Source organism: Niallia sp. WK069_GA_01, from assembly GCF_983173855.1.
Window position 1 is genome coordinate 1,087,188 of record NZ_OZ470138.1, and the last position, 12,468, is coordinate 1,099,655.

8 protein-coding genes are annotated in these 12,468 nt (G+C 36.9%); 5 read left to right on the forward strand and 3 right to left on the reverse strand.

Annotation, left to right across the window (positions count from 1 at the left end):
* Window positions 1–498: 498 nt before the first annotated feature.
* Together rpiA and ystJ are read left to right on the forward strand one after the other, a co-directional pair.
* Window positions 499–1,164 (forward strand): ribose-5-phosphate isomerase RpiA, encoded by a 666-nt coding sequence (rpiA, locus tag AC5LWL_RS05205; protein WP_493433333.1) that lies wholly within the window; start codon window positions 499–501, stop codon window positions 1,162–1,164.
* A gap of 394 nt (window positions 1,165–1,558) precedes the next feature.
* Window positions 1,559–2,752, forward strand: a complete 1,194-nt coding sequence (gene ystJ / locus AC5LWL_RS05210; protein WP_493433334.1) for an NADP-dependent malic enzyme — start codon at window positions 1,559–1,561, stop codon at window positions 2,750–2,752.
* 247 nt (window positions 2,753–2,999) lie between these two features.
* Here ystJ and AC5LWL_RS05215 read toward each other — a convergent pair whose 3' ends face one another.
* Window positions 3,000–4,298, reverse strand: coding sequence for a nucleobase:cation symporter-2 family protein (locus AC5LWL_RS05215; RefSeq protein ID WP_493436546.1), 1,299 nt, complete (start codon window positions 4,296–4,298; stop codon window positions 3,000–3,002).
* Between the two features lie 666 nt (window positions 4,299–4,964).
* Window positions 4,965–6,587, reverse strand: coding sequence for a PucR family transcriptional regulator (locus AC5LWL_RS05220; RefSeq protein WP_493433335.1), 1,623 nt, complete (start codon window positions 6,585–6,587; stop codon window positions 4,965–4,967).
* A 256-nt stretch (window positions 6,588–6,843) separates the two neighbouring features.
* Between AC5LWL_RS05220 and allC the strand changes: the two genes are divergently transcribed.
* The 3 genes from allC to AC5LWL_RS05235 all read left to right on the forward strand — a co-directional run bounded on the left by allC (window position 6,844) and on the right by AC5LWL_RS05235 (window position 11,231).
* Complete coding sequence (allC, locus tag AC5LWL_RS05225) at window positions 6,844–8,079, forward strand: allantoate deiminase (protein WP_493433336.1); 1,236 nt, start codon at window positions 6,844–6,846, stop codon at window positions 8,077–8,079.
* 224 nt (window positions 8,080–8,303) lie between these two features.
* Window positions 8,304–9,536, forward strand: a complete 1,233-nt coding sequence (locus AC5LWL_RS05230) for a pyridoxal-phosphate-dependent aminotransferase family protein (RefSeq protein WP_493433337.1) — start codon at window positions 8,304–8,306, stop codon at window positions 9,534–9,536.
* Window positions 9,537–9,620: 84 nt separating this feature from the next.
* Window positions 9,621–11,231: a gamma-glutamyltransferase family protein gene (locus AC5LWL_RS05235; RefSeq protein ID WP_493433338.1), complete on the forward strand. Its 1,611-nt coding sequence runs from the start codon at window positions 9,621–9,623 to the stop codon at window positions 11,229–11,231.
* 290 nt (window positions 11,232–11,521) lie between these two features.
* Here AC5LWL_RS05235 and AC5LWL_RS05240 read toward each other — a convergent pair whose 3' ends face one another.
* Complete coding sequence (locus tag AC5LWL_RS05240; protein ID WP_493433339.1) at window positions 11,522–12,217, reverse strand: cation diffusion facilitator family transporter; 696 nt, start codon at window positions 12,215–12,217, stop codon at window positions 11,522–11,524.
* Window positions 12,218–12,468: the final 251 nt, after the last annotated feature.

Genomic DNA, 12,468 nt, shown 5'->3' on the forward strand with positions numbered 1-12,468 from the left:
GCGGGGCAAGCACCGAACTGCTTGGTTGGTACACTCCTGCTTATTTTCTTGTAACTCGCAGGAGTCTCGTGTCCCCGCCATTCCAAAGCAACAGGATGCGTGTTTTCAAATTCTTCCCTACTCCGTTTTTAAATAAATAAATTTCAGCTATATTCTATTGATAATAGCGATAATACTGCAGGTATATGTTTTTTATTAACACTCTCCCCCTTGTTTTATTCTCCCTTCATCATTTTCAATTAAAGTGCGCGTGTGCTACGGCTTAATTTTTGAGCATCAGAACGTATGGTAATCATACGACTTTTTAACAACCTCTTAAAGACTTAGCTACCCTCTGTATTCTTGTATCGTATACAATATGATAAAGAAGATTTATTTCCTTTCCGTTATGTGCTAACAAAAAGTAGTGAAAATGGATTTGTAGGAAGGTCTATATTAACATTAGTCGTATGTAGAAACACAAGAGTTGGACAGATAATGGCAAGTGGAGGTAGTAACTTGAATGAAAAAGCAGTAGTAGGAGAAAAAGCAGCAACAGAGTTTATTAAAGATGGCATGACGGTAGGATTAGGCACTGGATCAACTGTTTATTATACGATTGTAAAAATAGCGGAGCAAATCAAAAATGGAATGCATATTAAAGGTGTTCCCACATCCGTGCAAACGGAAAATTTAGCAACAAATCTTGGCATACCCTTAGTGAAAATAGATGAGATAGAAAAAATTGATCTTGCAATTGACGGGGCGGATGAAATAGACCTTCAATTTAATGCTATTAAAGGGGGAGGCGGAGCATTATTAAGAGAAAAGATCATAGCAGCTGCAGCTGAAAAATTTATCGTTGTAGCAGATTCAACTAAGGTTGTACCCTTTCTTGGGAAATTTCCTTTACCTGTAGAGGTTATTCCATTTGGTGCTGGATTAACGGAGAAGCATATTCGGAGATTGGGATGTACAACGGCATTCCGACATCAAAAGGATACTAAATTTGTAACGGATAATGGAAATTATATTATTGATTGCAGCTTTCCAAGCATTCAAAACCCAATGGAATTGGAAATAGCCTTAAATAAAATTCCTGGTGTAGTGGAAAACGGATTATTTGTTCAAACAGCAGATCATATCATTACATTAGATACTAATAAGAAAATTATTATTTTATAAGAAAAGATTATGTCTTTATGCAAGCATATAATAGTGGATAAAGTGAAATTTTAAGTTAGGAATTTTCTTCCTAATGTATTCTTTTTTCTGTATTTACAATATTTTTGTGTCTTTTTCTTTGTATACATTTCTTTATTTAGAATTTAGTTATATCATCATAAGGGGAATAGTCCAAAATGCGAATAATCGTTTAAACATAATAAGGATGAATTTTTCTATTGACTAACTCCAGCGCCTAGCTCCTGTGAATATTGCCTCCAGCCTCTAAAAGTAAAAAACACTTTTTGAGTCAGGAGAACATTTTTCTTCGGAGCTAAACAAGGCGCCCCGAGCTTTTCTTAAAATATACGGAGATGTGAAGGCATTCTCTGTTTGATGATAAAGGAGAATACGAATGACGTTAAAAGATGAAGCATTGCGAATGCACCAAGAAAAACAAGGGAAGTTAGAAGTGAATGCAAAAGTGGAAGTGAAAAATGCTCATGATCTAAGCTTAGCATATTCTCCAGGAGTGGCAGAGCCGTGTAAAGCTATTTATGAAAATCCTGAATCCGTATATGATTATACGATGAAGGGGAATATGGTTGGTGTTGTTACGAATGGTACGGCAGTTCTTGGATTGGGTAATATTGGTGCCGCCGCATCCTTGCCAGTAATGGAAGGGAAAGCAATTCTTTTTAAAAGTTTTGCAGGCGTGGATGCATTTCCAATTGCTTTGGATACAACGGATGTAGATAAAGTAGTGGAAACCGTTACGTTATTAGCTCCGACATTTGGGGGAATTAACTTAGAGGATATTGCAGCACCGCAATGTTTTGAAATTGAAGAAAGATTAAAAGCAGCGTTGGATATTCCAGTATTTCATGATGACCAGCATGGAACAGCGATTGTAACGCTGGCAGGTCTAGTAAATGCATTGAAAATAGTAAAAAAAGAGATGAAAGACTTAAAAATAGTATTAAATGGCGCTGGAGCAGCTGGGATTGCCATTACAAAGCTTTTATATTCATACGGTGTTACCAATATGATAATGTGTGACACAAAGGGAGCTATTTATGATGGCAGACCTGAAGGCATGAATAAAGTAAAATCTGCTGTAGCTGCCTATACAAATGTAAAAAAAGAATCCGGTTCATTAGAGGACGTTATTAAAAACGCGGATGTATTTATTGGTGTTTCTGTAGCTGGTGCATTAACACAAGCTATGGTCCAATCAATGAATAAGGACGCTATTATATTTGCGATGGCAAATCCGGTACCTGAAATTAATCCAGAGGATGCAAAATCAGCTGGTGCAAAAGTAGTTGGAACAGGACGCTCTGATTTTCCTAACCAAGTAAATAATGTGTTAGCTTTCCCAGGAATTTTCCGAGGAGCATTGGATGTTCGTGCAACGGATATTAATGAAGAAATGAAAAAAGCAGCAGTTGAAGCTATTGCAAGTTTAATAACAGATACTGAATTAACTGAAGATTATGTTATCCCAAGTCCATTTGATCCACGTGTAGCTCCAGCCGTATCAAAAGCAGTCGCAGCAGCAGCTTTAGCTTCTAATGTGGCAAGAGTGAAAGTAGATCAAAGTAAATAACACTAGTTTTATAGCAAACTCCTACAGGATTAGCAAAAAATAGCAGGAGTCTTATCCTTCGACCAGCTGCGCGTCCACGGAAAGCGCAGTGTATTCCGTCCGTAGACTATTTATGAGCGCTTGTTTTAAGGAAAGATATAATTTTGTTTATGCTTGAAAAAGGTGCATCCAATAAGCCAATTAATCGGCTATTGGATGCACCTTTTTATGTGATTGCGGTTCTATTATATTCTATCTTAAAGCTTAATTAATTTGCTTTTCCGAATGTTTCTGCGTTTGAAAGGGAAGTGCTTTTCTTTTTCGTTTTAACATTAAATAATAGATTTAGGAGGATAGCTGCTAAACTTCCAGTAATAATTCCATCACTTACAATAATGCGAATGCTTGATGGGAGTTGTGCAAATAAATCTGGAACAGCAGTGGCTCCTAAACCAATTGAAATGGAACAAGCCATTACCAATAAATTAGCATGATTATTAAAGTCAACGGTACTTAGCATCTTAATTCCTGAAGATACGACCATTCCGAACATAACAACTGTTGCTCCTCCTAAAATGGCAGTAGGAATAACGGTTGCAAAAGCAGCAATCTTTGGAATAAGACCTAAAAATACTAAAATACCACCAGCTGCAACGACAACATTTGGCGTTTTTACTTTAGACAGCTGAACGAGTCCAACATTTTGTGCAAAAGTATTATATGGAAAAGCATTAAAGATTCCTCCAAGCGTAATAGCTAATCCTTCAGCACGGTAACCTCTCGTTAAATCCTTTTCATTAATAGGGATATTACATATTTTACTTAGTGCAAAGAATACACCCGTTGATTCAATAACAATTACTATTCCGACAATTAGCATCGTAATAATAGGGCCAATTTCGAATGTTGGTGTTCCAAAATAAAATACTTTCGGAAGATGAAACCAGCTAGCATCAGCTACAGCAGTAAAATTAACCTTCCCAAGCATCGCGGCAACAACTGTACCAAAAATAATGCCAATTAGAACGGATAATGACTGTAAATAACCTTTTGCAAAACGATTAAGAAGCAGGATAAATAGCAGTACACCAAAGGAAAGACTCAAGTTTTCAAGGGAGCCAAAATCCTTGCTTGTAGCGCCGCCACCCATATTTTTAATACCAGTCGGAATCAGTGACAACCCAATAATGGTAACGACAGTTCCAATAACTACAGGTGGAAAAAGTTTTGTGATTTTACTAAAAAATGGTGCGAAAATAACAATAAAGAGACCAGTGAAAATAATTGCGCCATATATGGCAGAAACACCGTATGTAGTACCAATCGAAATCATCGGTGTCACAGCAACAAACGAGCTTCCGAGGACTACTGGAAGACCAATGCCTAAATATTTATTTTTCCATGCTTGCAGCAAAGTGGCAATTCCGCATGTTAATAAATCGATCGCTACTAAATAGGATAGCTGCTCAGCTGTTAAGTTTAATGCTCTTCCTACTAATAATGGAACCAAGATAGCGCCTGCATACATAGCAAGAACATGTTGAAGACCTAAAGAAAATAGTTTCATACTACCGTTTTTCGTATTGCTCAATGCAATCTCCCCTTTTATGTATATAGTGTTAAAAAATCTGACAAAATAAGTAAACTTTAATAACATCATAAAAGGAAGGAGAAGATAAGTCATTGGTTAAATTAAACAAACTATTTAGAAAATATAGTATATTTTCTAAAGAACGATCCTTCAAATAGCAAATCAATTAAAAAGTAGCCTGCTAAAGAACATTTTATTTATTTGCACCACGGCCCGTGAAAAAAAGCAGTTTCTCTAAGTTCTTTGGTATTTTGAAGTAGGGAGCAGCCGGAATACACGAAGACTCCTATGGGAATTGCGGGACAGACGAGACCCCGCAGCGAAGCGAGGAGGCTCGGCGCCCGCCCCATGGAAAGCGAAGTGTATGCAGGCTGCGGACTATTCGAGAGAGCCAAATCCATTTTTCAGGATAGACACCTATGCAAACAAATTTGCACCACGGCCCGTGAAAAGAAGCAGTTTCTCTAAGTTCTTTGGTATTTTGAAGCAGGGAGCAGCCGGAATACACGAAGACTCCCGTGGGAATGCGAGAAAGACGAGACCCCGCAGCAAAGCGAGGAGGCTCGGCGCTCGCCCACAGGAAAGCGAAGTGTATGCAGGCTGCGGACTAATTGAGCGTGCAGCGAAGCCTTAAAACAATGATCATCTTGTCTGTAAAATAGATTTTATTCGAAACGCTAACCGCAAGTGAAAAGTTAAATCCGCATCTTTTAAGCTTCTCCCTAATAACTCTTCACATTTCTCAAGACGATAAATAACAGTATTCCGATGCACAAACAACCTTTTAGCAGTTTCAGATATTTGACAATGAGTCTCTAAATAAACAGATAAAGTATTAAGTAAAATTTGTTCTTCTTCCTGCTGCTGTTGAACAGAAAAACCTTGAAAGATATGATCATAAAACTCCAGTAAGTCCTTCATTGGAATAATACGAAGCATTTCAGAAACATCTTTTGGTCGATGTGCTTGAATGAATTGCATATTTCCAGAAAGTTGCCCGGTATGAAAAGCACTTACTGCTTCTTTATAGGCATTTGGCACATTAAACAGATTATGTCCAACGTTGCTTATCCCAAAGGAAATAGTTTTTTTGAAGATATTTACAATATAATCTTGCAGCTCTTTTAAATAAGGGATAAGCATGTTGTCAATATCTAATCGCTGCTCAGGCACTTCCATGATAAGAATGCACATATCCCCTTTTAAGAATAAGTGAACAGGGAAAGGCGCCTTAGTCATTTCAGTTTCTAAAAATTCATAAATATAATCCGTCTCTAAATGGTATTGTGTAAAACTTTTTTGTTTTTCTTCTTGATCTATTTTCCCAATAATTATTATATTAGGCTGATCTCTTTTTAATTGAAATTCTTTTGCTCTATTTTCAATTTCCTCTTTAGAAGTAAAAGACTCCTCGACAAAATGAAGAAAAAACTCATTTCTTGCACGTCTAGCATACTGTTTTAACGTATTTTCTCTCATCAATTCAAAGGATAATACATTTGTAGCTTGTTCAATTAATAAAAGAAGGCTTTGTTCATGTATGGGAATATTGCCAAGAACAACTAAATAAGCTGGTTTTCCTATATGTGTAAGTACAGGGAAAATACTAACGGTTTCTTCTGTATGCCGTATGGTAAAACAAGTATTTGGCGTATTTTTCAATAAAAGTTGATAACCTCTCGCATACAATTGGGTGATTTGATTTTCAACCGGATATTTAGATTGGGAAGATGAATGGATTTGAAAATGCTGATCAAATAGAATCACTTTTTGACCAATCATATTCGACAATTCATCTAGAAGCTTTCGTATGCCTTTTCCTTTTAAAATATGTTGAGTGAATCTCCGATGTATTTCAAAGGCAGTGGTTAATTCTGTTGTCCGTTGATCTAAAATATAATTTAATGTTGCATTTACAATTTCTCCAAGTGACATCTCCAATGGAATTTCCACTATTGGAAATCCATGATCATTGGCGAACTGTATTGCTTCATCTGGAATTTCGGATAAAAAACGTTTTGTTTTAATTCCTAACGCAGTACAGTTTTGTTTATGCATTTGTTTAACAAGTTTTACAATACTATATGGTTCATCCTTTAAATGGTAGGCAGTTGTAATAAGAAAGTCATTTGGATTGAGATAATGCATGATATCAGGGGCGTCCATCATGGTGATGTTTTTAATCTCTTTATGAAGCCCTGAATCACCAGCGGCAACTTTTATATGTTGAAATAAAGGTTTATTTAAGATTTCGATTAGTTTCATATTCCCCTCCGTTTATGTTAAGAAAGATAACATTGTAAAATTATTATCTTTCATTATACCTTTACCTTTAGTTGTTTTGCACAAAAAAAATCGATAATTCTAACATTTTTTCTAATGTAATGTAGTTATATCCTTATTACAATAAAAAATAAATGTTATAAAAGATAACAGAATAATTAGGAAATTAGATATATTTATTAAAATAGCTACAGACAAAGGCGGTTTGTGACATATATTCATCGAGAGGAAGAGTAGAATGAAAACAACAATTAATTTGCAAACAGCAGAGGTGGAAAAATGGATAGAGTGGCTGGCTGATTTTGGACGAACGGCAAATGGGGGAGTCACAAGACTTCTATATGATAATGTTTGGCAAGAAGCTCAATCAGCTTTAAAAACAAAGATGAATGAATGCGGATTAATAGCTTATTATGATGGAGTTGGAAATTTATTTGGCAGGCTCGAAGGAACAGAAGTCAAAGATAAGATAATTCTGACAGGTTCTCATGTGGATACAGTAGTAGATGGCGGAAAATATGATGGTGCTTACGGCGTGCTTGCTAGTTTATTAGCAGTTAAAAATTTATATGAAAATTATGGCCCCCCAAAAAAAACAATTGAAGTAGGCTCTTTTTGCGAAGAAGAAGGAAGCAGATTTCCACTTGCATTTTGGGGATCAGGCTCTATTACTGGGAAATTTAAAATGAAAGACAGTGAAAAACTAAGTGATGCAAATGGTGTTCCGTTTCATGAAGCAATGGAGAAAGCTGGATTTCCAGCAGAAGGAAAATCCGCGGCACGGAATGATATTGAGCGTTTTATTGAAGTCCATATTGAACAAGGTGCGGTTTTAGAAAAGGAACAACAATCGATTGGCATGGTCACACATATTGTTGGACAAAGAAGATTTACTATTAAGATATCAGGTGAAAGCAATCATGCCGGCACAACACCAATGTCTTATCGTAAAGACAGCATGCATATTGCATCAGAGTTAATTGCATTTGCTTTAAATAAAACTGCTTCGTTTGGAGAAGATTTAGTAGCTACAGTTGGGAAGCTTTCGGTTTCTCCCAATGTACCAAATGTTATTCCAAATGAGGTTATTTTTACATTAGATGTTCGTCATTATGAAGAATCAACCATTGCTGAGTATTGCAAAACTGTTTTTGCCTATTTTGAAGAACGATGCAGGGAGAAAGGCACTGGCATTGAGATTGATCAATGGATGGCTGTAAAACCAGTACAAATGGATCAAAAACTAATCTCTATTTCAGATGATATTCTAAAAAATATGTCTATTCCGTACAAAAAAATGGTTAGCGGGGCAGGACATGATTCTCAAATATTTGGAACCTTTTGTCCTACAGCTTTATTCTTCATTCCAAGTAAAAATGGCATTAGCCATTCACCATTAGAATATACAGATGCAGAAGATTTAAAGAATGGAATAATGGTTTTAACTGAAATGCTTTATAAAATCGCCTATTAAAATGCACACCATGGCACATAAAAAGAATCAGATTTCTATTTTGTTCTATGGATTTAGTTTGAAGAAGGGAGCAGGTTGAATACACGAAGACTCCCACAGGAGCTTTAGCACCAAGGAGGCTTAAAGATAGCCCCAAGGAAAGCGAAGTGTATTCTGACTGCGGACTCATTGAGAGCGCCAACCTTTTTTTCAAGACAGGTTACTAAAAGAGAGGATGAAATAAAATGAGCTATAAAGAACTTAACACCCCATTGAGAACGATTATGACACCAGGACCAGTAGAAGCAGATCCAAGAGTATTAAGAGCATTAAGTACACCGATAGTTGGTCAATTTGACCCAGCTTTTACATCTATTATGAATACAGTGATGAGTATGCTTCAAGAAGTGTTTCAAACGAAAAATAAATGGGCATTCCCTGTTGATGGAACATCTAGATCGGGATTAGAAGCAGTATTGGGGAGCATTATTGAACCGGGAGATAAAGTACTTATCCCAATTTATGGCCGGTTTGGTCATCTTTTAACTGAAATTGCTGAAAGATATGGTGCCGAACTTCATTTGATGCATTGTGAATGGGGAGAAGTATTTGAACCAGAAGATGTAATCAAGGAAATCAAAAAGGTAAATCCAAAAATTGTCGCAATGGTACATGGTGAAACATCAACAGGTTGTATGCAGCCACTAAAAGAAATCGGAAAAGCGTGCAGAGAACTAGATGTGTTATTTGTAGTCGACGCGGTTGCAACGATCGGTGGAGCTGATGTGCAAACAGATAATTGGTATATCGATGCAGTAATCGGTGGAAATCAAAAATGCTTATCTGTACCTTCAGGAAATGCACCTGTTACCTATAATGAAAGAATAGAAAAAATTCTGCTTGATCGTAAAAAAGTAGAACGGGGTATTGCTACAGATGCTGAATTAGAAAAAAAATCTGCACATCATCACATTGTCAGCAACTATCTAGATTTAAGTCAGTTGCAAGATTACTGGAGCCCTAGAAGATTGAATCATCACACAGAAGCTACTTCCATGTTATACGCATTGCATGAAGGATTAAGAGTTGTTTTGGAAGAAGGTTTAGAAACAAGATTTGATCGTCACAAATACCATGAAAAAGCTTTGATGGCTGGAATTGAAGGCATGGGACTAGAATTGTTTGGCGACAGCCGCTGGAAGCTTCCAACTGTTACATGTATTAAAGTACCAGAAGGAATTGATGCAGAGTCTGTAAGAAATATGATGCTCCAACAATTCGGTGTAGAGATCGCGAGCAGCTTTGGTCCACTTCACGGGAAAATTTGGAGAATTGGTACAATGGGATACAGCTGCCGCAAAGAAAATGTTCTTTTAGTATTAGCAAGCTTGGAGGCATGCTTAATTAGACATGGAGTAAAGGTAAATAAAGGAGAAGGCGTTCAAACAGCATTGAATGTTTATATGGAAAACGCCTAAGAAGTCGTATAGTACAAGGGGAATATACTATTATTTGTATCCCCTTCTGAATGGAAGGATAGTGAAAGAAAGGAGTGTAGCAGAATGAATGATTATTTTTTAACCTATCCATATCCTTCTAAAAGAGTATGCTCGATTGCAAAAAAAGGCATGGTTGCTACCTCACAGCCACTGGCTGCGCAAGCTGGGATGGAAATTTTAAAAATGGGTGGAAATGCAGTAGATGCTGCGATTGCAACTGCTGCTTGTTTAACGGTTGTCGAACCATCTTCTAATGGCATTGGGGGAGATGCTTTTGCGATTGTTTGGATGAATCAATCGCTTTATGGGTTAAATGCAAGCGGACCTGCTCCAATGGAAACAACAGTGGATGCAGTAAAAGCAGAAGGATTTTCTTCGGTTCCGGAAAGAGGATTTCTTCCTGTAACAGTACCAGGAGCACCTTCTGCATGGGCAGCGCTTTCGAAACGATTCGGCAAATTAAGCTTAACTGAAGTACTGAAACCAGCGATTACGTATGCAAGAGAAGGATTTCCGCTTTCTCCAACTGCAGGGAGAAACTGGAATACAGGTGTCAAGCGGATAAAAAATCAAGTAAAAGGTCCAGCACATGATGCTTTTTTTGAACATTATGCACCGAATGGTAAAATCCCGCAAATCGGACAGATATGGAAATCAGAGAATACTGCTAGAACGTTGGAAAGCATTGCGGAAACGAATGGAGAATCTTTTTACCGAGGAGAACTTGCAGATAAAATAGATGCATTTTCAAGAAAATTCGGTGGGAAAATTAGAAAAAACGATTTAGCTAATTTTTACCCTGAATGGGTGACACCAGTGTCTACAAATTATAAAGGGTATGATATTTGGGAAATTCCTCCTAATGGGCAAGGAACAGTAGTTTTAATGGCGTTAAATATTTTAAAAGGCTATACATTTCATGAAAAGGAAAATGTTGATACGTATCATACGCAATTAGAAGCAATGAAGTTGGCTTTTACGGATGGCAAAGAATTTATTTCTGAAAAAGAAGATATGAAAGTTAGATTAGAAGAGCTACTATCTGATGCATATGCTGAGGAAAGACGAAAAGAGATTAAAGATACAGCGAGTCTCCCAAAAGCAGGAAAGCCGCAACACAGCGGCACCGTATATGTTGCTGCTGCAGATGATGAAGGCAATATGGTTTCTTTTATCCAGAGCAATTATAGAGATTTTGGATCAGGTTTAGTTGTACCCGAAACAGGGATATTATTGCAAAATAGAGGACATAATTTCTCCCTTGATGCGAATCATGTAAACTGTCTAAAACCTGGGAAAAGAACCTATCATACTATCATTCCGGGCTTTATTACAAAAGGAGAAACTCCGATTGGTCCATTTGGCGTGATTGGAGCGTTTATGCAGCCACAAGGACAAGTACAGGTATTGATGAACATGATTGAATTTGGCTTGAATCCACAGGCAGCAATTGATGCTCCGCGCTGGCAATGGTTTGGCGATAAAAAGATCATGCTTGAGACAAATGTTCCTCGTCATATTATAGAAGGGTTAGGAAGAAAAGGACATGAAATTGTCATGTCTGTTGATTCCAATGAATGTGGCAGAGCGCAAATTATTTGGCGAGATCCTGCTACGGGTGTGTATTATGGTGGCACAGAATCCCGTGCAGATGGCAGTGTAGCTGTTTGGTAAAAATAATAGATAGAAAAATAGATAAAAAAAATAGATAGATAAGATAATTGGACTATTCGTTGTGAATATAAAAAGAAAAAGCATTGCTTCAACAGATTTATGTTGAGGCGATGCTTTTTTATAAAGCTGTTTTTTAAAAGGTAAGAAAGCTTTGAAAGGTGAAGGCTGTCTAGCTTTGCTGTATAGGATATACAAGGCGCCTAGCGCTATGCTATCGAACAAGTAAGCTGGTTTATGCATCCAGGATGTGTCTGTTGTTGACTACACTCTCAGCCCTTGTTTTTGTTTTGTTAATAAGGCTCGATGTGAACATGCACTTCTAGCACATCATGTTCTTTTATTAACTTTTCTTCGACATATGTAGAAATAGTATGAGCATCTACTATGTCTAAATCGTGATTTACTTGAATCACGACATCGACTACCGCGCTGTTTCCATAATTTCTTGCTTTAATATTTCTCACTGCTTTTACACCAGCAATGGAAGAAACAGTTTGCTGATATGTTTCAATTAATGATTCATCAAACCCGTCTGTTAAGTCATGAGACGATTCGCGAAAGATATCCCATGCTGTTTTGCAAATTAAGGTTCCCACGACACAAGCAGCTAATGGATCAAGAAAAGATAAATGAAATTGAGACCCGATTATACCAATAGCTGTTCCAATGCTTACCATTGCATCGGAAAAATTATCTTTTGCAGCAGCTTTCACCGCTTGACTATTGATTTTTTTTCCGATTATATAATTATAACGATAAACAATATACATAATAATTGCCGAGCCAATGGCTGTGAAAGCGGAAATAAGATCGGGAGCTTCATGACTGCCAGCAATAAAGGTTGTAATGGCTTTATATAATACCTGCAATCCGACTGCCATCATAATAAAAGAAGCAATTAAGGAAGCAGCTGTTTCTGATTTCCAATGACCATATAAATGATCTTTATCCGGTGGCTTCTGTGAAAGTCTTAATCCAATTAGCACAGCAATTGGTGCGACAATATCTGTTATTCCAACCGTTCACTTGCAGGGCTTCTGAGTTAGATGAAAATCCAATAAAAAGCTAATAAAATATAGACGAATATACTTAAAAGAGCAGCTCGTTCACTTAGTTTTAAATCTTTATATTTTAATAGACCCTCTGTTCTACTTTTAATCCTATCAATTTAAAGCAGAGTGGGTCTACCGCAACCTTTTGTTAGTAATCTATAAAAGTAACGGGTATTAAAAAGATT